At 67.6% G+C, this 23,885-nt stretch carries 25 protein-coding genes; 12 read left to right on the top strand and 13 right to left on the bottom strand.

The genetic code is table 11. The features are described 5' to 3' along the window. Positions 1-51 precede the first annotated feature (51 nt). Positions 52-1,326 carry an ROK family protein gene (locus tag ACFVJ3_RS10000; RefSeq protein WP_378451911.1) on the bottom strand — a complete coding sequence of 425 codons (1,275 nt, stop codon included), beginning with the start codon at positions 1,324-1,326 and terminating at the stop codon, positions 52-54. A gap of 581 nt (positions 1,327-1,907) precedes the next feature. Between ACFVJ3_RS10000 and ACFVJ3_RS09995 the strand changes: the two genes are divergently transcribed. Then, positions 1,908-2,855, top strand: coding sequence for a TauD/TfdA dioxygenase family protein (locus ACFVJ3_RS09995; protein ID WP_378451910.1), 948 nt, complete (start codon positions 1,908-1,910; stop codon positions 2,853-2,855). A 9-nt stretch (positions 2,856-2,864) separates the two neighbouring features. Further along, a complete protein-coding gene (locus ACFVJ3_RS09990; RefSeq protein WP_378451909.1) occupies positions 2,865-3,611 on the top strand; it encodes an SDR family NAD(P)-dependent oxidoreductase in 747 nt (248 codons plus the stop codon). Between the two features lie 290 nt (positions 3,612-3,901). Here the strand turns inward: ACFVJ3_RS09990 and ACFVJ3_RS09985 are convergent, their stop codons facing one another. Beyond that, complete coding sequence (locus ACFVJ3_RS09985) at positions 3,902-5,086, bottom strand: Ig-like domain-containing protein (protein ID WP_378451908.1); 1,185 nt, start codon at positions 5,084-5,086, stop codon at positions 3,902-3,904. A 32-nt stretch (positions 5,087-5,118) separates the two neighbouring features. Next, a complete protein-coding gene (locus tag ACFVJ3_RS09980) occupies positions 5,119-6,210 on the bottom strand; it encodes a UDP-N-acetylmuramate dehydrogenase (protein WP_378451907.1) in 1,092 nt (363 codons plus the stop codon). Positions 6,211-6,235: 25 nt separating this feature from the next. Between ACFVJ3_RS09980 and ACFVJ3_RS09975 the strand changes: the two genes are divergently transcribed. From ACFVJ3_RS09975 to ACFVJ3_RS09960, 4 genes are all read left to right on the top strand, one after another. Beyond that, positions 6,236-6,733, top strand: a complete 498-nt coding sequence (locus tag ACFVJ3_RS09975) for a DUF2505 domain-containing protein (RefSeq protein WP_378451906.1) — start codon at positions 6,236-6,238, stop codon at positions 6,731-6,733. 51 nt (positions 6,734-6,784) lie between these two features. Continuing rightward, complete coding sequence (locus ACFVJ3_RS09970; RefSeq protein ID WP_378451905.1) at positions 6,785-7,285, top strand: DUF2505 domain-containing protein; 501 nt, start codon at positions 6,785-6,787, stop codon at positions 7,283-7,285. A gap of 21 nt (positions 7,286-7,306) precedes the next feature. Beyond that, on the top strand, positions 7,307-8,104 hold the full coding sequence (locus ACFVJ3_RS09965) for a class I SAM-dependent methyltransferase (protein WP_378451904.1): 798 nt from the start codon (positions 7,307-7,309) through the stop codon (positions 8,102-8,104). A 336-nt stretch (positions 8,105-8,440) separates the two neighbouring features. After that, on the top strand, positions 8,441-9,973 hold the full coding sequence (locus ACFVJ3_RS09960; protein WP_378451903.1) for a TROVE domain-containing protein: 1,533 nt from the start codon (positions 8,441-8,443) through the stop codon (positions 9,971-9,973). A 30-nt stretch (positions 9,974-10,003) separates the two neighbouring features. Here the strand turns inward: ACFVJ3_RS09960 and ACFVJ3_RS09955 are convergent, their stop codons facing one another. Continuing rightward, positions 10,004-10,621, bottom strand: coding sequence for a hypothetical protein (locus ACFVJ3_RS09955; protein WP_378451902.1), 618 nt, complete (start codon positions 10,619-10,621; stop codon positions 10,004-10,006). Positions 10,622-10,734: 113 nt separating this feature from the next. On the opposite strand from ACFVJ3_RS09955, the gene ACFVJ3_RS09950 reads away from it, so the two are divergent. After that, positions 10,735-11,502 (top strand): DUF2993 domain-containing protein, encoded by a 768-nt coding sequence (locus tag ACFVJ3_RS09950; protein ID WP_164060717.1) that lies wholly within the window; start codon positions 10,735-10,737, stop codon positions 11,500-11,502. Positions 11,503-11,514: 12 nt separating this feature from the next. On the opposite strand, the gene deoC is transcribed toward ACFVJ3_RS09950, so the two are convergent. Further along, the gene (gene deoC / locus ACFVJ3_RS09945) at positions 11,515-12,180 is read right to left on the bottom strand and encodes a deoxyribose-phosphate aldolase (RefSeq protein WP_378451901.1); all 666 of its coding nucleotides are present in this window, start codon (positions 12,178-12,180) and stop codon (positions 11,515-11,517) included. 57 nt (positions 12,181-12,237) lie between these two features. Here deoC and ACFVJ3_RS09940 point away from each other — a divergent pair, with 57 nt between their 5' ends. Next, the gene (locus ACFVJ3_RS09940) at positions 12,238-13,071 is read left to right on the top strand and encodes a class I SAM-dependent methyltransferase (RefSeq protein ID WP_378451900.1); all 834 of its coding nucleotides are present in this window, start codon (positions 12,238-12,240) and stop codon (positions 13,069-13,071) included. 13 nt (positions 13,072-13,084) lie between these two features. After that, positions 13,085-13,969: a formyltetrahydrofolate deformylase gene (gene purU / locus ACFVJ3_RS09935; RefSeq protein ID WP_378451899.1), complete on the top strand. Its 885-nt coding sequence runs from the start codon at positions 13,085-13,087 to the stop codon at positions 13,967-13,969. Between the two features lie 13 nt (positions 13,970-13,982). Here the strand turns inward: purU and ACFVJ3_RS09930 are convergent, their stop codons facing one another. Then, on the bottom strand, positions 13,983-14,654 hold the full coding sequence (locus ACFVJ3_RS09930; RefSeq protein WP_378451898.1) for a GntR family transcriptional regulator: 672 nt from the start codon (positions 14,652-14,654) through the stop codon (positions 13,983-13,985). Between the two features lie 194 nt (positions 14,655-14,848). On the opposite strand from ACFVJ3_RS09930, the gene ACFVJ3_RS09925 reads away from it, so the two are divergent. Genes ACFVJ3_RS09925 through ACFVJ3_RS09915 form a run of 3 tightly spaced genes read left to right on the top strand, consistent with a single transcriptional unit; the run spans position 14,849 to position 17,752 of the window. Further along, positions 14,849-15,601: an HpcH/HpaI aldolase/citrate lyase family protein gene (locus tag ACFVJ3_RS09925; protein WP_378451897.1), complete on the top strand. Its 753-nt coding sequence runs from the start codon at positions 14,849-14,851 to the stop codon at positions 15,599-15,601. After that, positions 15,598-16,950, top strand: a complete 1,353-nt coding sequence (locus tag ACFVJ3_RS09920) for an MFS transporter (RefSeq protein ID WP_378451896.1) — start codon at positions 15,598-15,600, stop codon at positions 16,948-16,950. The genes ACFVJ3_RS09925 and ACFVJ3_RS09920 overlap by 4 nt, the downstream gene beginning before the upstream one ends. 1 nt (position 16,951) lies before the next feature. Continuing rightward, positions 16,952-17,752: a carbon-nitrogen hydrolase family protein gene (locus ACFVJ3_RS09915; RefSeq protein WP_378451895.1), complete on the top strand. Its 801-nt coding sequence runs from the start codon at positions 16,952-16,954 to the stop codon at positions 17,750-17,752. Between the two features lie 70 nt (positions 17,753-17,822). Here the strand turns inward: ACFVJ3_RS09915 and ACFVJ3_RS09910 are convergent, their stop codons facing one another. From ACFVJ3_RS09910 to ACFVJ3_RS09880, 7 genes are all read right to left on the bottom strand, one after another. Continuing rightward, positions 17,823-18,854, bottom strand: coding sequence for an alpha/beta fold hydrolase (locus tag ACFVJ3_RS09910; RefSeq protein WP_378451894.1), 1,032 nt, complete (start codon positions 18,852-18,854; stop codon positions 17,823-17,825). 17 nt (positions 18,855-18,871) lie between these two features. Continuing rightward, the gene (locus tag ACFVJ3_RS09905) at positions 18,872-19,642 is read right to left on the bottom strand and encodes a MerR family transcriptional regulator (protein WP_378451893.1); all 771 of its coding nucleotides are present in this window, start codon (positions 19,640-19,642) and stop codon (positions 18,872-18,874) included. Continuing rightward, a complete protein-coding gene (locus tag ACFVJ3_RS09900) occupies positions 19,642-20,583 on the bottom strand; it encodes a diiron oxygenase (protein ID WP_378451892.1) in 942 nt (313 codons plus the stop codon). Before ACFVJ3_RS09900 ends, ACFVJ3_RS09905 begins: the two co-directional genes overlap by 1 nt. A gap of 108 nt (positions 20,584-20,691) precedes the next feature. Continuing rightward, entirely contained in the window at positions 20,692-20,985 is a 294-nt protein-coding gene (locus ACFVJ3_RS09895; protein WP_005251878.1) for a DUF2516 family protein, read from the bottom strand. A 72-nt stretch (positions 20,986-21,057) separates the two neighbouring features. Next, positions 21,058-21,891: a major lipid droplet protein TadA gene (tadA, locus tag ACFVJ3_RS09890; protein ID WP_378451891.1), complete on the bottom strand. Its 834-nt coding sequence runs from the start codon at positions 21,889-21,891 to the stop codon at positions 21,058-21,060. After that, a complete protein-coding gene (locus tag ACFVJ3_RS09885) occupies positions 21,884-22,390 on the bottom strand; it encodes a helix-turn-helix domain-containing protein (protein WP_005261063.1) in 507 nt (168 codons plus the stop codon). The genes tadA and ACFVJ3_RS09885 overlap by 8 nt, the downstream gene beginning before the upstream one ends. A gap of 103 nt (positions 22,391-22,493) precedes the next feature. Then, complete coding sequence (locus tag ACFVJ3_RS09880; RefSeq protein ID WP_378451929.1) at positions 22,494-23,765, bottom strand: DUF445 domain-containing protein; 1,272 nt, start codon at positions 23,763-23,765, stop codon at positions 22,494-22,496. Positions 23,766-23,885: the final 120 nt, after the last annotated feature.

The raw sequence follows: 23,885 nt of genomic DNA, 5'->3' as shown, positions 1-23,885 counted from the left end.
TTCGGCAGCCGCACAGACTAGTGCCTGTGCGGCTGCCGAATTGCTGTGACGCTAGACCGACGTCCGGCGCATCGCTCCCACCGGGTCGGAGTAGATGGTGCTCAGCGACACCACCGTCGAGGCGTACTCCTGCACCCGGTTGCCGAATCCGGAGATGCGAATGTCCCTGCGCTCCAGCGACGATGCCTGCGCGAAGGCCTCCGCGACGTGCGGGATGCCGGCCGGGTACTCGGTGAACGCCTGGCCTCCGAGGATCACCCGGTCCGGGTTGAACAGGTCACGCAGCATGGCGACCGTCTTCCCGAGCACCTGAGCGCGTTCCACCAGAAGTTCGTGTGCGGGAATGGAACCCGAGGACGCCGCCTTGTAGAGCGCACTCATCGTCGGCCGCTGGTTCGACTCCGCGAGGATGCCCGCATCGAGGGCGGCGGAGATGACCGCGCGATCGCTGATCGTCGCCTCGAGGCACCCGCGTGAACCGCACGAGCACTGCGCCGACGAGCCGGTCGGCAAGTGGGCGATGGAACCGGGACCGCTCGACGGCGTGTGGACGCGCCCGTCGATCGTGATGGCGATGCCGGCCGTCTCGCGGGCGTAGAAGTACAGGCCCGTTTCGCCTTGCGCGACACCGTCTTCGCTGTCGGGGCTCAACAGTAGTTCGGACGCGGCCATCGCCTCGACGTGCGCCGCAACGGAGACGGGCAACCCGAGTCCGGTCGCGATGATGGCGCCGACCTGAGCGGACTTCCATCCCAGCCGGGGATGGTCGACGACACCGGTCTGCGCATCGACCCGACCGCCGAGCGCGACACCCGCCCACAGCGGGCGACGCCGGTGCCAGCGGGAGGCGAAGGCCCGCGCGCTGCGTGCGATGCCGGCGAGTGCGTCGGCGGACGCTCCCTGCGGGGTGGGCACCTCGACCGCGCCGAGAACCTTCCCGCGCAGGTCACTGGCGATGATGCTGGTCACGACCGCGCCGATGTGGATGCCCACCGTCAGGTAGGGCTCGTGGTTGACCTCGAACGGAACCCGCGGACGACCGATGGCGCCGGACGGCGTGAGGTCGCCGCGTTCGCGCAACAGCCCGAGGTCGAGGAGCGCCGACACCTGTCGGTTGACGGTGGCGATGCTCAGGCCGGTCGCTTTCGCGGCGACGTCCCTGGACAGCGGCCCGCGAGACCGGGCGACCCGCAGAACACCGGCGGCCGGGCCGTCGCTGATCCGCAGCTCGGGGGGAACGATATGGAGACGGGGACGGGACACGGGCCGCTGGAATCGAGATACGGAACCGGTCCGGGTGGGGCTGGAAAGAGTGGGGGTAGACACGTGGCAGTCCTTGCAAGCGGAGGCGGTGCGCACCTTCGTCCGAACGTTGCATCCGTCCCAGACCGAGAGTGGGACGACCGAGGACGATCGATCAGGAGAAGGCTGCGCGAATTAGCTGCAGATGCTGAGACAGCGACAACACAGTTCCCGCGCCAAGGGCAGCCGCGAGCCCAGCGCGGAAGTCACATAGGTGACCCGCGGAGCGGTCGACTGGCCTGAAGACATGACACGAAACTAGCAGCTTCGGTCGGTTTCACCAATCGGAGGGCGCGTCGGCGTGTACCTCCACCCCGCGCCGGTTCCGCAGTTCCCGCCCCTGCGAGGCACCGCCGGCGGCGTCTCCTCGTCATGGACTCGGTGGGGCTGACCGTCTGGGCGGCCGCACTGTTCCCGCTGATCGACATCGGCAGTTCTCGGCGGCGGGCTCGCCCCGACAGCGGCCGCCGCGCTGTACGCGAACTGGGTTCGTCGGGCCACGCCCGCCCCTTGCGATCAGGGTGACGCAAATCCTTCCGGCGACACACCGCCCGATGGTTCGGTTACGGGACTCCACACCGTCTCCGGTATCCGAAAGGCTCACCATGTCCATCGATTTCGCGCCCGAGCACGTGACAGACGCCGAGGGTTCCCAGAACGCCCCGAGCGTAGTCAAGCTCGGTGCCCACATCGGCGCCCGGATCGACGGCGTCCGGCTCGGCGGCAACCTCGACCCCGCCACCGTGTCGCTCATCCGCCAGGCCCTGCTCGAGCACAAGGTGATCTTCTTCCGTGGCCAGGAACATCTGACCGACGACTCGCAGTACGAGTTCGCGGAACTTCTCGGCTCCCCCACCACGGCGCATCCGACCGTCACGTCGCGCGGCACCAAGGTGCTGCCCATCGACTCCGACTACGGCAAGGCCAACAGCTGGCACACCGATGTCACGTTCGTCGATCGCATCCCGAAGGCGTCGATCCTGCGCGCCGTGCAACTCCCGACTTATGGCGGATCCACCACCTGGGCATCGGGTGTCGCCGCCTACAACGCGCTGCCCGAGCCGCTGAAGGTCCTCGCCGACAACCTGTGGGCGACGCACACCAACGTCTACGACTACGCGGCGACCAGCGCGGAACGCGCGCAGGACGAGAAGGCGACGGAGTACCGCGCCGAGTTCCAGTCCACCTACTTCGAGACGGAGCACCCGGTGGTGCGGGTGCACCCCGAGACCGGCGAGCGCACACTGCTGCTCGGTCACTTCATCAAGAGCCTGGTCGGTCTGAGCAGCACCCAGTCGCAGGCACTCTTCCGGGTCCTGCAGGATCACGCGATCTCGCTCGAGTTCACGACCCGGTGGAACTGGCAGTCGGGCGACGTCGCGATCTGGGACAACCGTGCCACTCAGCACTACGCCGTCGCCGACTACGACGATCATTACCGGCGCCTCAACCGCATCACCCTGGCCGGCGACGTCCCCGTCAACATCCGGGGCGAGCGCAGCCGCAGCGTCGCCGGCGACGCGAGTGGCTACTCCGTCATCGACGAGCCCTAACATGTCGGCATGACCTTTTCACCTGACACCCGCATCGCCGTCGTCACCGGGGCAAGCTCCGGAATCGGAGAAGCCACCGCCCGCACCCTGGCCGAGCAGGGATTTCATGTGGTCATCGGGGCCCGGCGACTGGATCGTCTGGAGAAGATCGCCGAAGACATCGGCGGTACCGCGCTCGAACTCGACGTTACGGACCAGGATTCCGTGGACGCGTTCAGCGCGGTACTGCCGAGGGTCGACGTGCTCGTGAACAATGCGGGCGGCGCCAAGGGACTGGCCACCGTCGCCGAGGCCGATCTCGACGACTGGCGGTGGATGTGGGAGACCAATGTCCTGGGCACCCTTCGGATCACCAAGGCGTTGCTGCCGAAGTTGATCGAGTCGGGTGACGGTCTGGTCGTCACCATCACGTCCGTGGCCGCCCTCGAGGCGTACGACAACGGTGCCGGATACACGACCGCCAAGCACGCGCAGGCCGTCCTGCACCGCACGCTGCGCGGAGAACTGCTCGGAAAGCCGGTCCGTCTCACCGAGATCGCCCCGGGCGCAGTGGAAACCGAGTTCTCGCTGGTGCGATTCGAAGGCGACCAGCAGCGCGCCGACAAGGTCTACGAGGGCATCACCCCGCTCGTCGCCGCGGATGTCGCGGACGTCATCGGGTTCGTCGCCTCGAGGCCCTCCCACGTGAACATCGACCAGATCGTCGTCAAGCCACGAGATCAGGCTTCGTCCGGGCGTTTTCACCGCACGACGTAAGCGACCTCGCGGCGGTCCGCCTGTCCTGGTGTTCGAGCACCAGGACCACGGTCCACAGTCCCGCCACGATCGTCACGACCCCCAGCAACATCCATCCCATCCCACAGCCCCCTGCCGATCAACGACTTTCGACCGAAACGGACTGTCGGGGTCGTCCGTCGACCCCTCGACAGCGGACGACTCCCCACAGTTGTGTTACCCGAGAACACGGCGCCGTTGACGCGTCCTCATTCAGGTAGACGCAGGCGGCCCCGGTTCGGTTCCACTGGGTGTGGAGAAAGTTCGCTCGCCTATGCGAGTGCCGACATGGACTGCCATTCGGGCCAGCCGACGGCCCAGTCGTAGATGTCGCCGTCGGCGGCCGAGAGGTCGATGGACGTTCCGGTCACCTCGACTGGATCGCCGTACATCGCGGTGCCGAAGTACTGCTGGGCGTCCGCGAGGGACAGGTTGATACAGCCGTTGGTGACGTTCGACGAACCCTGGACACCGATGGTCTCGGGGTTCGCGTGGATGAACTCGCCGTTGTTGGAGATGCGGACCGCCCAGCGCTCGCGCACGTTCTCGTAGAACGGCGGGTTGGACATGAGAAAGTCCTCGTGCTTCTCGGTCACCATGTGGATTCCGCTGCGGGTGACGTTGCGGGCCTCGTTGCCTTCGCCGTAGCTGACGGGGATGTCCAGGATGGTCTCGCCGCCGCGCACCACCTGCATGCGGTGGCTCGGCGCGTTCGCGATCACGATCTGGCTGCGCCCGACGGTGAAGTCCAGCGACAGATCCTCAGCGCCGTACGCTCCGACGCCGAAGTCCAGTCCGTACAGCCGGGCGTCCAGGCTGACGGCGGTGCCGGGCGCCCAGTAGTTCTGCGGCCGCCAGTGCGCACGCGACCCGTTGTCGTCGGGCAGCCACGCCCACGCGCCGGGGGTGGGCGGGTTGGTCGTGACGGTCATCGCCTTCTCGACCGCCGCCTTGTCCTCGACGGATTCGTGGAACTGGACGATGATCGGGGCGGCGATCCCGACTTCCTGACCGTCGGCGATGTTGAGAGTGGCGCCGATCGTCTCTTCGGGCTCGACCGTGGTGAAACTGCCGTCGACGGCGACGGACTTGCCGTCCGTGCCGAGCGCCGTGCCCTTCCACGTGTACGTGTCGCCGTAGCCCAGCGCCTCCCCGACGGTGAACGTGGTCCGGTCGGGTGACAGCACACCCTGCACGGCGCGGCCGTCGGCGTTGACGAGCGAGACGTCGGTGAATGTGCCCTGGGTCGCGGTCGCGGAGATCGGCGCCACCGGATTGACGTCCTCGGTGCCCGACGCCGGATTCTGGGTCACCTCGACCGCCGGTTCGGACGGCGCAGTGGCGGTTCCCGACTCGGAGCCGACCGTGCATCCGGTCAGCAAAACGAGAAACGCGATCAGCGCCGTCGCGATCAACGCGACGCGCGACCGACTTGTCCGAGAACCCAGTTCATGCACAGCTAACAGGTTACCTGCGCTACGGACCCGTCTCAGATCGCGCAGCCCACCGTCACGGGTTCGGGTTCGAGCCGGACACCGAACGCCGACTGGACGCCGTCTCGGACGTCACGGGCCAATGCCAGCAGGTCCTCGCTCTTCGCGGCACCTCGATTGGTCAACGCGAGGGTGTGCTTGGTCGACAGCCGCGCGAGAGCGTTCTCGCCGGGATACCCCTTCGAGAAGCCGGCCCGCTCGATCAGCCACCCCGCAGACAACTTGGTTCCACCGTCGGCCGGGTACTGGGGAACGGCGACGTCGCCGAGGCGCGTCTCGATCGCGGCGAGGACACTTGCCAACTCCCCGTCGGGTACGACGGGGTTGGTGAAGAAGGAGCCCGCGCTCCAGGTGTCGTGATCTTCGAAATCGAGCACCATGCCCTTGCCCCGCCGCAGGTCCAGCACGGCGTCGCGGACCTGTGCCGAGGGCAACCGGTCGTCCTCGGCACCGTTCAGCGCCGAGACCAGTTCGCGGTAGCGCAGCGGCTCGCCGAGCCCGTCGGGATGCACGGTCAGTTCCACGGCCAGCACCAGGGCGGCATCGGAGTGCTTGAGGACGCTCGTGCGATAGCCGAGACCGAGGGCTTCGGGTTCGACCCAGCGCGCCTCACCCGTGCGGCGATCGAGGAGGTGGACCCGCCTCAGCATCGACCCCACCTCGACGCCGTACGCGCCCACGTTCTGCACCGGGGTTGCCCCGGTCGACCCGGGAATCCCCGACAGGCATTCGAGCCCGCCCAGCTCGGCGGCGACGGTCTGCGCGACCACCTGATCCCACTCGGCCCCCGCCTCGGCAGTGACGAATCCCTCCTCCAGACCGACAGTGGTGTTGCACACACGCACCACCACACCGTCGAATCCGTCGTCCCCGACCACCAGATTCGAGCCGCCGGCGAGGATCAGCGTCGGGATGTGCGCGGCGTCGAGGAGGCGCACCACGTCGACGAGGACCTGCGTCGTCGGACACTCCGCCACGATCCGCGCCGGCCCGCCCACCCGCAGCGTGGTCATCCCCGACAGTTCGAGGTTCTCGGATACGAAGGCACCCGAATCGACGAGTTGACTGACAATGCTCACATCCCACACAACCGCAAACGGTAGCCTGCGGATCGTGAGCCGCCGCATCGAGCATTCGTCGTCCTATGCGTTTCCCGTCGCCCAGGTCCATGCGGGCCTGATCACCGAGCAGTACTGGCGCGACCGTCTCGACCGGGTCGGAGGACCGGGGGCAACCCTGGACGAGATCACCACCGGCCCGGGCACCATCTCGGTGGCCATGTCGCAGTCGATTCCCGCCGAGCACCTGCCCAGCATCGTCTCGAAGGTCCGTTCCGGCGATCTCGTGATCAAGCGCACGGAGACATGGGGCACCCTCGACGGCGACCGCGCCGAGGGCACGTTCACGGCCGACGTCGTGGGTGCGCCCGCGACGATCTCCGGAACCCAGACGCTGACGGGGAACGGTTCCCTGTCGAACGTGCAGGTCGAAGGCAAGGCCGACGTCAGGATCCCGCTGATCGGCGGCAAGATCGAGAGCGCGATCGCGGACGAGGTCCTCCGCCTGATCGAGAAGGAGCAGGCGTTCACGCAGCAGTGGCTCGGGGCCTGACCTGGGGCGGGTGTCCCTTGTGTTCCGTCGCAGCCGGTAACCTTGGCGATCATGGCTCGCCGCATCGACTACTCAGCCCGTTACAAGCACACCCCCAAAGAGGTGTACAACGCGTTCACCAACCGTGACTACTGGGATGCGCGCATCGAGGAGATGCGGAAGTACTCCGAGAACCACATCGAGCATTTCGAGGTGACCGACGACGGGATCGACCTCGTCCTGCACCACATCCTGCCGCGGTCGGAACTTCCCGAGATCGCGCAGACCGTGATGAAGAAGGACATGGTCATCACGCGCAAGGAGTCGTACACGCCCTTCGGTGAGCCGACCACGGGCACGTACGAGGCGTCGATCCCCGCGGGCCCGGGCAGCCTCACGGGCACCATGAAGCTGTTCGCCACCGAGACGGGCTGCACGTTCCGCACCTCCTCCGAGGCCAAGGTGTATCTGCCGTTCATCGGCGGAAAGCTCGAGCAGCTGATGCTCGTCAACCTGATCGATCTCTTCCGCGCCGAGGCCGAGATCACCGAAACGTGGTTGTCGCAGCACTAGCAACCACCGCACGGATTTCCCATGACTTCAGCGACGCTGAAGCGGCCTCACGGTGTCATCACCCGGGGCACGACAGGCATCAATCGGCTGCGACGCAGCGACCGCTGGCTCGTCCACGACGCGCTGGTGCGCCGGACGCTGCACGCTTCCGCCGACCCGCTCGTCGTCGACCTCGGGTACGGCGCCCGGCCGCACACCACATTCGAGCTCGCCGACCGGCTGACCGCCGTGCGCGGCGACCGCCGGGTGGTCGGGCTCGAGATCGACCCCGAACGGGTGGTCGAGAGCCGGAACGGAGTGAGTTTCGCCCGCGGCGGGTTCGAACTCTCCGGACTGCGCCCCACCCTGGTCCGCGCGTTCAACGTGCTGCGGCAGTACCCCGAGGACGCGGTCGGGCCGGCCTGGACGCGGATGCAGTCCGGGCTCGCACCGGGCGGGCTGATCATCGACGGCACGTGTGACGAACTGGGTCGCCGCTGCGCGTGGGTGCTGCTCGACGCCACCCGCCCGCTGTCGCTGACGCTGGCATGGGACCCGTTCGCCGTGGAGAAGCCGTCGGACATCGCCGAACGGCTGCCCAAGGCGCTGATCCATCGCAACGTCCCGGGCGAGCCGGTCCACGCCCTCCTCACGGCAGCGGATCGCGCGTGGGCCACTGCGGCGCCGCACGGCTCGTTCGGACCGCGGGTGCGGTGGCGGGCCGCGCTCGAACTGCTGCGCGCGCAGGGCCTGCCGGTGCAGTCTCAATGCCGCCCACTGCGGGACAACATCCTCACCGTTCCGTGGGACCTGGTTGCACCCGGTTCCGGCAGGAATTAATTCACGCGACATCCCCCGAAGCGCCCCGTAGAGTCACTTCACGAAACATGTTGTGCCGGTGCGCAGGCGAGGGCTACTTCGACTGTGGATCGCGTGGTCGCCGGTTCGAATCCGGTCAGGGACGCAGGTCCCTGTAGCTCAGCGGTAGAGCGCGTCCGTGCCTCCGCCGACTCCGAACTCGGCACGACATGCGTGCGCGCCACCCGGTGCGCAGACGACGGATACTTCTCTGGCGAAGTGCGCAAGCACGCGGTTCGACTCCGCACCCCGTCGTCGCCTCGACCTCGGGTGGCGCGCACCCTGAGCACCGACACCTCCCGAAAGGAGGAACAACCCATGAGCAAGTTCAACCTGAAGACGCTGCGCCGCACCAAGATACAGAGCCCCATCACGTCGGAAACGCCGGCCGGCCACACCTCCGAGGGCGGAATCGGCTACGCCCGCGACGCGAAGAGCGAGTTGTTCCTCCTCGCGGTCACCAACATGGTGGGTGAGCACACGTTCTACGAGTCGGCTCCGGACCGCGACAACCGGTTCGTCGGGCTCATCCACGAGGTCACCCTGTCGGACCCGGAGTGGACCGCCCGCCTGATCGGGTGGCTGCGCCGCGATGCGCATCTGCGTTCGGCGTCGGTGGTGGCCGCCGCCGAGTTCGTCCGTGCCCGGCTGGGCGCCGGTCTGCACGGCGGCAACCGCGCCGTCATCTCCTCGGCGCTGGAGCGGGCCGACGAGCCGGGTGAGATCCTCGCCTACTGGATTGCGCGCCACGGTCGTTCGATCCCGAAGCCGGTCAAGCGCGGTGTCGCCGACGCCGCCGTCCGCCTGTACTCGGAACGCTCACTGCTGAAGTGGGATTCCGATGCCAGGGACGTCCGCTTCGGCGACGTCCTCGAGCTCACCCATGCGTCGCCGTCGGCGACGTGGCAGGGCGAGCTGTTCCGGCACGCGATCGATCGGCGGCAGGGACGCGAGAACGCCGTCCCCACCGGCCTGCGGATGCTCACGGAACGGGCGGCGCTGGCGGCACTCCCACCGGAGGATCGGCGTGCTGTCCTCCGGAACCCGGAGCGGCTGTCGGCGGCCGGGATGACGTGGGAGTCGCTCGCCGGCTGGCTGCAGGGACCGATGGATGCGGCAGCGTGGCAGGCGGTGATCCCGTCCATGGGATACATGGGGCTTCTTCGCAACCTGAGGAACTTCGACGAGGCCGGGATCCCCGACCACGTCGCGGAGCAGGTGGCGGCCCGGATCGCCGATCCGGGGGAGGTCGCGAAGTCGCGGCAGCTGCCGATGCGGTTCCTCGCGGCGTACCGGCACGCGCCGAGTCTGCGGTGGGGACATGCGCTCGAGCGTGCGCTCGGGGCGTCGCTGTCCGCGGTCCCGTCGCTTCCCGGCCGCACCCTGGTACTCGTCGACCGGTCCGGATCGATGTTCTACAGCCGCGTCTCGGCGCGGTCGGAACTGACGAGGGCGGACGCGGCCGCGGTGTTCGGTACCGTACTGGCGGCGCGCGCCGAACGGGCCAACCTGGTCGAGTTCGGCACTGACAGCCGGTACGTGCCGTTCAAGCACCAGCCGGTGCTGCGGGCGGTAGACAGCTTCGGCGACCTGGGCGGCACGGACACGGCGTCCGCGGTGCGGAAGCATTACCGCGACCACGATCGCGTCGTCATCGTCACCGACGAGCAGGCGGCGTGGGGCGATCCGACCCGGCACGTCCCGGCCGACGTCCCCGTCTACACGTGGAACGTGGCGGGCTACCGACACGGACACGGACCGACGGGGTCCGCGAACCGCCACACGTTCGGCGGACTGTCGGACGCGGGATTCTCGATGATCCCGCTCCTGGAGGGCACCCGGAACGGCTAGTGGCCGTTCTGATCCCGGAGCGGTGATCCGTCAGGTGCAGGTGGCCAGTGCGTGTTCGACGCGCTGCGCCACCTGCGCCGGCAGGGATCCGCACTCGCCGTGCAGTGTGCGCGCATTCAGTCGCCCGATCGCGACGCCGTCGGCGACCACCTCGTCGAGCAGTTCCTGCGAGATACCGCTCGCGGCGAGGTCGAGTGCCGTGCACAGCGGCGTAGTGATGCGCAGGGGGCCGACCTGCTCGCAGTCCTCCGGGCGGAGCGAACGCCGGTGCAACGCCAACTGCTGCGTCGGCGACGGCGGCGACAACACCGTCGAGAGGTGAATGAACCGCGGGTACAGGTGCCCGAGGCCGTGAAGTTCGGCGGCACTCTGGTGCGAGACCGCGGCGGCGGCACCGAACCAGGTGCACCACTTCGCGAATTCCTCGAGATCGGAGTGCGGACAATCCTTCAAGCGGAACAGATCTCGCTCGATCTTGACCCACGAGCCGTCGGCGACGCGCTCACCGATCTCGTCGGCGGCGAAACCGAGGCGCAGCACCTGCGCAGTGGTGAAAAAACCCGCCTGAGCCGTCGCGACGCGTGTCAGTTCTTCACCGACACCCTCGCGCTCCGGGTCACCGGGACGTGGAGCCAACCATCCGGACATTCCCCTAGATTACTGGGCGATTGTGGCACGTATCACAATTTCTGCGGATCTCGACGACCCGCCGCCGACGCATTCACAGAATTTGTTCAGAGTTGTCGGGAAGAATCCATGCAATGGCAGCCCGAACGAACTCCGCACCCCGAAGTAACCGTGTGCTCGTCATCTCTCTTGTCGTCATCGCCGCGCTCGTGGCGGTCCTCGTCGGCGGCGAACTCTTCGTGCGCAACAGAGTGAAGACCTGCATGGCAGACCAGTTCGAGAGCCAACTCGGCTCGCAGGTGGACGTGGGACTGAGCTGGAAGCCGGTCCTGCTCCAGTCGGTCGACAAGAACGTCCCGTACATCACCATCGACAGCGACGACACCAAGTTCGGCCCCGCTCAGGGCATGCAGGTGCACGCCCAGGTCAACGACATCCGGATCGAGAACACCGCTGACAGCAGTGGCACCATCGGCAGTTCCGACGCGGACATCACCTGGTCCACCGCGGGAATCCTCGCGACGCTGCAGCAGCAGGCGTTCGGTTCGCTCATCAGCGGTGTCACCGCCGATTCGAACGCGGGAACCCTGAGGTTCTCCGTCGGCCCGGCCGGGCTGGCGGATCTGACCGTCAAACCGGAGGTCGTGAACGGGACCGTCAAGGTGGAGACGGTGGGTGCAGAGATCCTCGGTTTCGGTCTTCCCACAGATCTCGTCGACGGGGTCGTCCAGACCCTGACCTCGAGTCTGCAGACCTACCCACTGGGCATGCAGCCGACGTCACTGAAGGTCACCGACGACGCCATCGAGATCACCCTCGAAGGTGGCGCCTACACGATGCCTGCCGCCGGCACCCAGCAACAACAGCAGGAACAGCAGAGCAGCTGCGGCCTGCTGGTCTGATCGACCGCAGGGTCAGTCGGGCAGCCCGTCCAGGACGGCACGGGTTCCCGACAGTCCCAGCCGCGTCGCACCGGCCGCGATCATGTCGAGCGCGGCCTGTGCGGTGCGGATCCCGCCGCTCGCCTTCACGCCGATCCGCCCGCCGACGGTCCGCGCCATCAGTCGCACCGCCTCCACGGTCGCTCCCCCGGCCGGATGGAATCCGGTGGACGTCTTCACGAAGTTCGCGCCGGCCCGCTCGGCGGCCCGGCATGCTTCCACGATCGCCTCGTCGCTGAGCGCGGCGGTCTCGAGGATCACCTTGAGGACCGTGCGGTCGCCGACTGCTTCGCGGACGGTGAGGACGTCGGCCAGCACCGCGTTGAAGTCGCCGGCCACGGCGGCACCGATGTCGATCACCATGTCGATCTCCTGCGCGCCCTGGTCCACGGCGAGCCGGGCCTCGGCGCCCTTGACCAGCGAGTGGTGCTTACCCGAGGGGAACCCGACCACCGCGGCGGTCACCAGACCCGGCGCCTTGACCGGCAGCATCGACGGCGACACGCAGACAGCGAGCACACCGAGCGAGCGCGCCTCGTCGATCAGCGCCTTCACGTCGTCGGTGGTGGCCTCGGGCTTGAGGAGCGTGTGGTCGACGAGGTCGGCCACCTGGGATCGGGTCAGTGCAACGTCGGACATACCTGTGAGCTTCGCACAATGCCTTCCGGGGCTCGCGGCACGGCCTAGCATCGCCGTATGAGTGATCCGGGATCGATCTTCGACGAGGCACGGCTGGAGTTCGACCGGCTGACGACGGCCATATGGACGCCGGCCGGGCAGTCGCTCGTCTTCCAGCTCGGACTCCGTCCCGGCGACGCCGTCCTCGACGTATGCTGCGGCGCAGGGTCTTCGGCGCTCCCCGCGGCCACCGCCGTGGGTCCGTCGGGGCTGGTCCACGGCGTCGATCTGGCCGACGAACTCCTCGAGCAGGGGCGGCTGAAGGCGTCGGAGCGCGGACTGCAGAACATCGAGTTCGTCTGCGCGGACGCCACCACGTGGGAGCCGCCGAGCACCGTCCCGGACGCGGGCTACGACGCGCTCGCCTGCTCGTACGGCGTGTTCTTCCTGCCCCACATGGATGCCGCGTTCACCCGGCTCGCGGGCCTCGTCCGGCAGGGCGGCAAGGTCGGGATCACGGTGTGGCGGCGGGGCGCGTTGCGCGACTTCGCGGGCGCGTTCCAGGACGCCGTCGCCCGGCACCGGGAACCCGAGCCCGAACCGGCCGGGTCGCCGTTCGATCCTCTCGCGCGCATCGACACCCCGGATGGGCTCCACCAGTGGCTCGGCGAGCTCGGAGCGCACTCGACCGAGGTCCGGGATCTGTCCAACATCATTCCCGCGACCCCCGAGTTCTCCTGGGACCTCGTTCTGGGTGGGGCCTTCCGCCGCGCGCTCGCCCCGTTCGACGCCGGGACCGTCGAGGAGATTCGTCTCGATCTCCTGCAGCTGCTCACCGAACGCGCGATTCACGACATCGACGCCGGGACTCTCGTCGGCACCGCCGTGGTGAACGGCCGGAGCGCGACCTGAAAGACTGTTGCCCATGAGCGCTGCTTCGACCGAGGACCATCGGTACGTTCTTTCTCTCGGCTGCCCCGACCGCACCGGCATCGTCGCCCGGATCTCGACGTTCCTCGCCGAGGTCGGCGGCTGGATCGTCGAGGCGGCGTACCACGCCGACGCCGACACCGGCTGGTTCTTCACCCGTCAGGCAGTGCGTGCCTCCTCGGTCGACATGTCGATCGAGGAACTCCGGGAGCGCTTCGCGACCGTCGCCGCCGAACTCGGCCCCGAGACCGAGTGGACGGTGTCCGACACGGGTGAGCGCAAGCGGGTGGTGCTGCTGGTGAGCAAGGAGGCGCACTGCCTCCACGACCTGCTCGGCCGCGCGGCCGGAGGCGAGTTGCCCGCCGACATCTGCGCGGTGATCGGCAACCACCGCGATCTCGAGACCGTCACGCGGCAGCACGGAATCGACTTCCATCACGTACCGTTCGCGAAGGATCCCGCCGAACGCGGGCCCGCGTTCGAGCAGGTGCGTGCACTGGTCGACGCCCACGACCCCGATGCCGTGGTGCTGGCGCGTTTCATGCAGGTGCTGCCCTCGGAACTGTGCGAGCACTGGGCCGGCCGGGCGATCAACATCCACCACAGCTTCCTGCCGTCGTTCGTCGGTGCCCGCCCCTACCACCAGGCTTTCGCCCGCGGTGTGAAGCTGATCGGCGCCACCTGCCACTACGTGACGGCCGAGCTCGACGCGGGCCCCATCATCGAGCAGGACGTGATCCGCGTCGACCACGCCGACGAGGTCGCGGACATGGTCCGGCAGGGCCGCGACATCGAGAAGCTCGTACTGTCCCGCGGCCTGCGCTGGCATCTCGAGGATCGCGTCCTCGTCCACGGCCGTAAGACGGTGGTGTTCAGCTAGTTTCGTCGTCCCGCTACTGGGACGGTAGCAACGCCAGCACTTCCGGGACGGGCCGCAGGTGGGCGGTGAGGATCTCCAGCGCCTTGTCGGCGTCGACCGCCTCGAGTGCGGCGACGAGCGCCCGGTGCTGCGCGTTGATGGTGTCGAGCCGCTGGGGTCCGACGTTCAGCGCGCGGACGGCGACGCGTTGCTGCCGCGACCGCAGCGAATCGTAGAGTTCGGTCAGCACCGAGTTCTGCGCGGCGCTGACCATGGTCAGGTGGAATTCGCGGTCGAGGCCGGACACCGCGAACCAGTCGTGCTCGCGCCCCGCGGCCTCCATGGGCTCGATCAGATCGACCATGTGCGCGGGTGCGCCGACTCCCCGCGCGCACAGGGTGGACACCGCGTGACCCTCGATCAGCAGCCGGGTCTGGTAAACCTCCTCGAGTTCGCGCGCGGTGACCGTGCGCACCTGCGCACCCTTGCGCGGAAGCAGCGTGATGAACCGTTCGGCGGCGAGGCGGTGAAACGCTTCTCGCACCGGAGTGCGTGACACTCCCATCGTCCCTGACACCCAGAGTTCGTCGAGGAATCGGCCGCCTTCGATGGACCCGCGGATGATCTCGTCCCGCAGCCAGACGTAGACCCGATCTCGTGCCGGTCCGGATTCACCGGTGGGCCCGGCGAGCGTCGATGCCGACATCTCGATCCCTTCGTCAGACGGCCCATCGGATTGACGGACTCGTAACAAATTGATCATACAAGCTATGGACACACCAAGTATTCTCTGTGTATACATGACGTATACGGAGTGGATGTGTGAGCGGTCACAGCGCAGTGATTGCCGAGAGCCACCCGTTTCCGGCAAGGGACCCCACGAAAAAGGAGACCACCAGCATGTACAGCACCCCCGCCGATCGGCGTTACGCGATCTGGCTGTCCGACCCGAGCTTCGCCGCAGCGGAGATCGCGCGCGGCATCGGCTACGGCGCCGTGGTCCTCGACATCGAGCACGGATCCTTCGACCTCGCGGACCTCGAACGGTTCATCCCGTTCCTGCGCAGCCTCGGCATGGAGGTCCTGGCGAAAGTACTCGGACCCGAACGCGGCCCAATCCAGCAGGCCTTGGACTTCGGCGCGACGGCTGTCGTCATCCCCCACATCGAAAATGCGGCTCACGCAAAGGAAATCACGGCGTTCGCGAAGTTCCCGCCACTCGGCGACCGGAGTTTCGCGGGCGGCCGCACCACCAACTACGGCGGTTTCACCGACGAGTGGGTCACGGAGCAGGACACGTTCACCCGCTGCTACCCGATGGTCGAGGACGCCGGAGCGATCGAGAACATCGCCGAGATCCTCTCACTCGACACCGTCGACGGCGTGTTCGTCGGACCGTCCGACCTCTCCCTCCGCCGCGAACGCGGGGCATACTCACGCGAAGAGGGTGACTTCACCGACCTCGCCGCGGTGGCCTCGGCGGCCGCCGAGGCGGGCAAGCCCTGGGTGCTCCCCGCGTGGAGCGTGGAAGAGAAGGAGTTCGCGGTGCAGCACGGGGCCGACCAGATGGCGCTCATCATGCAGCACGGCGCACTCGCCGCAGGATTCGCCGGACCGTTCGAGCAGATCAAGCAGATCAGGGAGTCACGATGACGACCCAGACGTCGGGACCGGTATCCCCCGACAGCGCGGAAGCGGAGGCCCACCCCAAGGTGGGCCGTGCCCGGTGGACCATCGCCGGCGTTCTCGGCGTCGGAATGTTCGTCAACTACATCGACCGAGTCAACCTCTCGATCGCCGCCCCGGAGATCATGCGCGACTTCGAGATCAGTGCGTCGCAGATGGGCATGGTGTCCTCGGCGTTCCTCTGGACATACGCCATGCTTCAGATGCCGATCGGATCGTTCATCGACAAGATCGGCGTCCGGTGGGTCAACCGGGCGGCGGCGTTCATGTGGGCGGTCGCCTCGTTCGCGTCCGCCGCCGCGGGTGGTCTCGGCATGCTTCTCGTCGCCCGTCTGGTCCTCGGCGTCGGCGAGGCGCCGACGGTGCCCGCGGGCTGGAAGGCGATCGGTCAGTGGTTCCCTCGGCAGGAGCGTGGAACCGCCACGGCCGTCTTCGACGGGTGCGCGAAGATCTCCAACGTGATCGGCATCCCGATCATGGCCTTCCTCGTCACCACGTTCAGCTGGCACGCGGCGTTCATCTTCACCGGCATCCTGTCCGTCGGCTACCTGGCCGTGTGGTGGCTGCTCTACCTCACCCCGAAACAGGCTCTCGCCAAGGGACGCCTCAGCCAGGCGGAATTCGACTTCATCCGAGCCGGCGGCGCGGAGGACGAAGACGCCGAGACGGCCGGGTCACTCAACGGACTGGGTTACCTCCTGCGCCGACGCAAGACGTGGGGCCTGGCGCTCGGGTACGCGTCGTACACCTACGCCTACTACGTCCTGCTCACCTGGCTGCCGGCCTATCTGGAGAAGCAGTTCGGGGTGAACCTGCTCAAGGGCGGCATCTATACGATGATTCCGTGGCTGGTCGCCGTCATCGCGCAGTTCCTCATCGCGGGCATCCTGATGGACCGATGGCTGGCTCGGACCGGCGACGTCACCAAGGTGCGCCGAACCGTGCTGGTGGTCAGCCTGCTCGCGTCCCTCGCGGTGACGGGCGCAGCGTATGCGGGATCGATCGCCGTCGCGCTGATCTTCCTGTCGGTCGGCGCAGCCGGACTGGCCGTCTCGGTTCCCGCTGGTTCCAGCATCGTCGCTCTGATCGCCCCGCAGGGGTACACCGGATCGCTCGGCGGGATCGTCAACTTCGTCGCCAACCTCCTTGGGATCGCGGCGCCCATCGTGACCGGCATGGTGGTCGACTCCACGGGCTCGTTCGCGGGGGCCTTCCTCGCGACCGGAGCGGTCCTGATCGGCGGAATCTTCTGTTACACCGTGGTGCTCGGCAAGATCGAACGGATGCCCGCACCCGTCACTTCGGAAAGGCACTGACATGGTCGACATCGCAATCGCACAGTTCGCACCGGGTTCGGACAAGCAGGACAACCTCGGCCGGATCGCGAAGTTCGCCGAGGAGGCGGCGGCGGGCGGCGCCCGGGTACTGGCAGCACCCGAATACGCGATGTTCACGGTCCCGACGATGGACGAGCGGTTCGTGGACTCTGCGGAATCCCTCGAGGGCGAGTTCGTCACCGGACTGCGCGAGATCGCCGCCCGGCACGGGTTGACCCTCGTCGCCGGGATCAACGAAGCGATCCCGGGCGAGCGCCGCATCTTCAACACCCTCGTCGCGGTCGCCCCCGACGGCAGCATCGCCGCCGCGTATCGGAAGCTGCACCTGTACGACGCATTCGGTTACCAGGAGTCGGACTTCGTGCAGGCCGGCTCGATCGGCGAACCCGAGACGTTCACCGTCGACGGCGTCACCTTCGGCATGCAGACGTGTTACGACCTGCGGTTCCCGGAGGTGACCCGGCGCATCGTCGACTCAGGCGCGGATGTCCTCGTTCTGCCCGCCGAGTGGGTGCCCGGCCCGCTCAAGGAAGACCACTGGACCACGCTCGTCCGCGCCCGGGCCATCGAGAACACCATCTACGTCGCCGCGGCCGATCAGAGCGCCCCGGCCGGTTCGGGTGCGTCGATGATCGCGGATCCGATGGGGGTGGTGATCGCGTCCCTCGGCGAACGGGTCGGGACCGCGATCGGCACCGTCTCCGCCGAGCGGATCGCAGAGGTCCGTGCCAAGAACCCGGCACTGTCGCTGCGCCGCTTCGGTGTGGTCGCCAACCAGTAGATTCCGGCGAATTAGTCAGGCTCACACACTATTGCGTGTGAGCCTGACAAACTCGCGTGCAACTGTCGGATCAGAGATTGCGGAGACGCACGATCTCCTTGTCGAACTCGTCGATGTTCTCGACGGAGCTCATGTGGCCGACGCCGGGCAGGACGATCAGCCGCTCGAGGTGACCGGCCTCGTCCAGGACGCGAGCGAGCTTGCGGGCGTGGACAGGTGGGGTCAGCCGGTCCATGGAGCCGACGAGCACCGTGGTCGGGACGTCGAGGTTGTCGAGTGCCTCGTGGATGTCGAGGCCGCTGAGCGCAGCACCCCAGCCGCCGCGGATGCGCGGCTTGCAGTCCCGGACGATGTTCTCGCAGAACTGGACTTCGGCGCGGGAGGCGTTCGGCGACATCGACACGTACTGGAGCGCGCGGGTCATCACCGGCGACGACACCAATGGGACCGGTGTGCTCAGGACGGCGCGGCCGACCGGAACCGGGACTCGCGGAAAACGATTCGGTAGCGGGATGACGGTGGTCTCGGCGATGAGCCGGTCGCAGGCGGTGCTGGCGAGCAGAACTGCCGACGCGTACTTCTTCACCTCGTCGGGGTGCCTGCCTGCCCACGCCATGATGCTCATGCCACCCATGCTGTGACCCACGAGCACGGCCTTCTTGTCGTCACGCACCGTCGCCTTCAGCACCTCCGACAGGTCGTCGGCGAGGACGTCGGGGCCGAGCGCCAGCGAGCCGACCGTGCTGCGGCCGTGCCCACGCTGGTCGTAGGTGATGACCCGGTACTCGTCCGCGAGCGCGTTCACCTGCGGGTACCAGTATTCGGTGGAACAGGTCCAACCATGGCTCAGCACAATGGGATCGCCGTCCACCGGACCGTAGGCGCGGACGTACAGCGTCGCCCCGTCGTCGGTGAGGATCTCCGTCACGTCCGGGCGCAGATTCGGGGTGCGCAGCAGCTCGTTCGGCGCCACTTCGGTCGACAACGTCAACCCGCGAGTGGCGCGCTTGTGGCGGATCGCCGCTGCCGCGGCGACGACGGCACCCACTCCGGCTGCGCCGGCGAGTGCCCGGAAGGCGATGGTGCGCGAACTGCTGGTCATTCCTACCCCTGTCCTGTCTAACTTGCTCTGTTGGTGTCCGTGCTCGTCGCCGGACCCGGTGTCTCGCCGAGCTGGCGGGCCGCCCGCTCGAGTGCCTTGGAGATCTGCTCCTCCATCGCCTCTTCGAACAGCGACTGGACGGCGTCGTGCGCGAGGGGACGCATCTGGTCGACGAGCCGCGCGATGTCCGAGACCTTCGCCTCGTCGAGTTCGAGCGGCTCACCCTCGGCGGCGAGATAGCGGTCCGCGACGACGGCGACGAACCGCGCGGCGACGTCCGAGAGGTCTTGTCGCACCGCCGCGGTCTGTTCGAGGACGTCCTCGAGCGGGATGCCGGCGTCGACGAGGACCTGCGCCGCCTCGACCAGTCGCGGATTGTTCACCGAGTAGTCGTCCCCGGCGGGAACGAGCACTCCGAGTTCGGTGCCCCGGGCGATGTTGGCCTCGGTGGTCTGCGCACCGAACATGCGCTTCAGCTCGGCGATCGTGAGACGGGCCGCTCGCCTGCGCTTCTTCCACCGGCTGCCCGGGTCGTCGGTCTCCAGAACGTCCTTGACCTGGAGCCCGTAGTGCGCGGCTGTGAGGAGTTCACTGATGGTGGCGAACGTGTAGCCGCGATCGAGCATGCGCCCGATCAGGTGGAGCCGGGCGAGGTGCGATTCGTTGTACCACCCGGTGCGCCCCTGCTTCCGTGGCGGCGGGAGCAGTCCGCGGTCCTGGTAGACGCGCACGTTGCGCACGCTCACCCGCGCCTCGCGTGCGAGGTCGTCGATCCGGTATTCCTTCATCAGACGATGTGCGCCCGTCGGAGCAGCAGCCGGGACGGTCCGCCGACGAGTCCCACCTCGTCGAGGAACTCGATGGTCTTCGAGCAGCCCTCGCGCAGCATGTCGTGATAGTGCCGGTTCGACTTCGCGGCCCTCTTCGCCTGGTCCACGTCGAGACCCGCGGCCGCGTAGACCTGCGGATTCACCAGGCTGGTGACGACGAAGTAGGCGGTGGTCCCGAGTACGAGTCGCACGCGCGCCCTGGTGAACCACGACGCATTCCGCACGCGACGGACCGTCTCCTCGCGCGCGAACTTGATGTGCCGGGCTTCCTCGAGCACGTGGATCTTGCTGACGGTGCGGGTGATCGGCTGCACCCGTTCGTCCTTCATGAAGTCGCGCTGCATCATGTCGAGGATCTCCTCGGCGAACAGCGTTCCGCCGTACGCCAGCGAACCCGTGGCCGTGGCCTTGAACGCCCGCGCGCTCTGCCGGATCCACCACTTGGGCCGGTACGACGGGATCCCGAACCGCTGTGCGGATCTGGCGAACATCGTGGAGTGCCGGCATTCGTCCGCGATCTCGGTGAGCGCGAATTGCACGTGCGGGGTGGCCGGGTCGTGCGAGTAGATGTCGCGGACCAGCATCTGCATCAGAATCAGTTCGAACCAGATCCCGGTGCCGGCAATGCTGGCCGCCTCGTGCTTGGTGAGGGTGACGCGCTGCTCCTCGGTCATGGTGTCCCACAGCTCGGTGCCGTACAGGCTGCACCACTCCGGGGTCATACCGTACCGGTCTTCCGGGATCGGCGCCTCCCAGTCGACCTCGATCAGCGGGTCGTACGACTTGCGCGCGGCGGAGGCGAGCAGACGGGCCGCGGTGTCCTGGCGATCGCCGGTTCGCGTCAGACGGGACGTCGGGTGGGCATCGCTCGCTGAGTCACGCAGGTGGACGACGGACATGTCAGCTCCTCGGTAGCCGTGTCACCACAATAGCATTGTCACAATGTACATTGTCATCGTTTGGGCGCAAGAGGTCCAAGACTTTGCGTGCGCATGGGTGTGGTGCGGCTACCAGCGAGGCCCGCGCTGCACGTCGTCGACGCGCGGGCGCACGTCCACGAGATAGACGCACACCGCGACGACCGCGACGATGCCGAACAACTGCACGGCGGGGAACAGCAGGAGGACGAGGAATGCGACCGCGAGAATGCTCAGCCAGATCGGCTTGCTCAACTTGTCCACGGCGGTGAACGCGTCTTTGCGCTGGCGAGCCGCGTGGAACAGCGCGTATGCAGCACCGCCCAGGGCGACGATGCGAATCACCAACAAGATCACCGAGACGACGCCGTCAACTTGAATCACAGCCCCATCCTACGAGGTCGACACGCAAACGGCCCCCGCACCGAATGTGCGGGGGCCGAAAAGCGTGAAGGATCAAGCCTTCTTGGCCGGAGGAGCCTTCTTGGCCGGAACAGCCTTCTTGGCCGGGGCCGGGGCCGGGGCCGGAGTTGCCGCAGCCTTGGCCGGAGCAGCCTTCTTCGCCGGAGCGGCGTGCTTGGCCGGGACGGCGTTGTCGGCGCGAGCCTGGACGTCGGCCGCGGTGGCGGTGACGCGATCAGCAGCGCCCTTCGACGCTTCCTCGGCCTGGTCGCCCAGGTCGAGAACCTTCAGGGCAGCCTCGTCGCCGGCGTCGGCGATGGCCTCGCCGAGCCCCTCGGCGGTGTCGGAGATGCGACCCGACGCGCGGCCCGCGAGCTTCGCGGCCTGCTCACCCACGGCGCGCGTCTGGCGGGCCACGGTGCCGAGAGCTTCCTCGGTCAGCTCGACGGCGTCACCGAAGGCGGTCTCGGCGCGGCCGATCCCCTCCTCGACGACCGGCTGCTTACGGATGCGCTCGACGGTGTCCTCGCCACGCTCGGCGAGCGACGTGTACAGGTCGGATGCGACCTTCAGGTAGGCCTCGGCGACCTTGCGCAGCTCGTCGGCGGTGAACTTCTCACGCAGCTCGGCAAGCTCCTCGGGCAGCTCGGACGGCAGTCCGGCGAGGCGGTCGCGAAGGTTCTCGACGCCCTCGGTGACCTCTTCCTGGAGCCCGGCGATGCGCTCCTTGGCGCCGCCGACACGCTCCTCGACGTCACCCTGGGTGGACTCGGCGCGCGAGCGGACCTGGGCGACGACGTCGGCCACGGCCTGCACGACTACGTCTCCGGCGCCTACGGCCGCATACAGCGAGGTCTTGACGCTGTCGATGGTCTTCTGGTCAGTCATCGGCTTTCTCCTGTTCAACGGTGGGGGGTTCTGGTTCAGGCGTCTGGGAATCAGAACGCTGGTGTTCTTCTGTCCGAAGCTCGGACGTCCGGGATTCGGCCGCTTCCGCCGATTCGTTCTCACGACAGAACGACTCGTAGATCTCGAGCAGCACTTGCTTCTGCCGCTCGGTGATGGCCGTATCCGCGAGCAGAGCGTCACGGAGGGGACCGTGTGGCCGCTGCTCGAGGTAACCCGCCTGGACGTACAGGACCTCCGAAGACACCCGGAGACCCTTGGCTATCTGCCCAAGCACCTCGGCCGAGGGCTTGCGCAACCCACGCTCGATCTGACTCAGATACGGATTACTGACACCGGCCAGCTGCGCCAGCTGCCGCATCGACACCTGGGCTGCTTCGCGCTGGGCACGAATGAAACCTCCGATGTCGTGAGCGGCGTTGCTGACTACGCGAGCTGCCAGATCTCCTGCACCGGCTGCGTCGCGATCATCGCTTGCCATCAGTCCTCCGTGTTGCTGGGCAGAACCAAGCCTAAAGCAGGGTGCTAGCAATTGCAAGCACTCTGTTAGCACCCAGCTAGCGGACCCTCCGCCGAGGCGGTTGTCAGCCGAACAACAACGTCGAGAAGGTGTAGATCAGCAGGCCCGCGATCGAACCGACCACGGTGCCGTTGATGCGGATGAACTGGAGATCCCGTCCCACCTGCAGCTCGATCTTCTTGGACGCCTCCTCGGCGTCCCAGCGCTCGACGGTGTCGGAGATGATCGCGGTGACCTCGTCGGTGTAGTGGACGACGACGTAGCGCGTGCCGGCAAGCACCCACCCGTCGACCTTGGCCCTCAGCTCGTGGTCGTCGCGCAGCCGCTCGCCGAATCGCACGACGTTCTCCGCGACCTTCGTGCGCAGCGTGCTGTTCGGGTCGTCGACGGATTCCATGATCAGGCGCTTGGCGACCGTCCACGTCGCCGCGGCGAGGCCGGTCACCTCCTCGCGTCCCATGATCTCGGCCTTGATCTTCTCGGCCTTCTGCATGGTCGCGGGGTCGTTCTGCAGGTCGTCGGCGAAGTCGACGAGGAAGCGGTTGGCCGCCTGCCGCACCTCGTGCTCCGGATCGGAACGCACCTTCCACGTGAATTCGACGAGTTCCCGGTGGATCTTCTCGCCGAGCATGGCGTCGACGAACTTGGGCGACCAGGCGGGCGAATCGCGGCTGACGATCCGGTCGATGGTCTCCTGGCTCCCGAGCGCCCACTGGTGCGCCCGCTCGGCGAGCAGATCCAGGATCGGCAGCTGCCGGTTCTCGCGCAGGAGTTCGCCGAGCACGCGCCCGATCGGCGGCCCCCACTGTGGCTCGGCCAGCCTGCGCACCAGTGTGCTGTCGATGATCTGCTGCACGTCCTCGTCGCGCAGGATCTCGACGAACCCGCGCAGGATGGTGGCCGTCTCGGCAGCCACGCGCGCGGCATGCTTGGGCTGCGCCATCCACGTGCCCAGCCGCAGCGGGATCTCCGCGGCCTCGACCTTGGCGGACACCACTTCGGGGGCGAGGAAGTTCTGGCCGACAAAGTTGCTGAGGCTCGCCCCCAGCTGGTCCTTCTTGCGCTTGATGATCGCGGTGTGCGGGATCGGCAACCCGAGCGGATGCCGGAACAGGGCCGTCACCGCGAACCAGTCGGCCAGCGCACCGACCATGCCTGCCTCCGACGCGGCCCGCACGTAGCCGACCCACGCCCCCGCGCCCCGGGATTCCTGCCACCTGCACACGAGGTAGACCACCGTGGCGAACACGAGGAAGCCCGTCGCGACAGCCTTCATCTTGCGGAGATCGCGGCGCTTCGCGTCGTCGTCGAAGGCGGAAAGGCTCAGTTGGTCCACAGACGCCATTGTGCCCAAGGTCGGCGCGGAGGCGGCCGCCCAGCCGTCGGACGCGCGCCCGCACAGACGGCGTTGTGCCGGGCGACAAGACCCGAGCACTAAGCTGACAGGAGATCGCGA

Source organism: Rhodococcus sp. NPDC127593 (assembly GCF_042671975.1).
Lineage (GTDB): Bacteria > Actinomycetota > Actinomycetes > Mycobacteriales > Mycobacteriaceae > Rhodococcus_F.
This window is presented reverse-complemented; position numbering and strand designations above follow the sequence as displayed.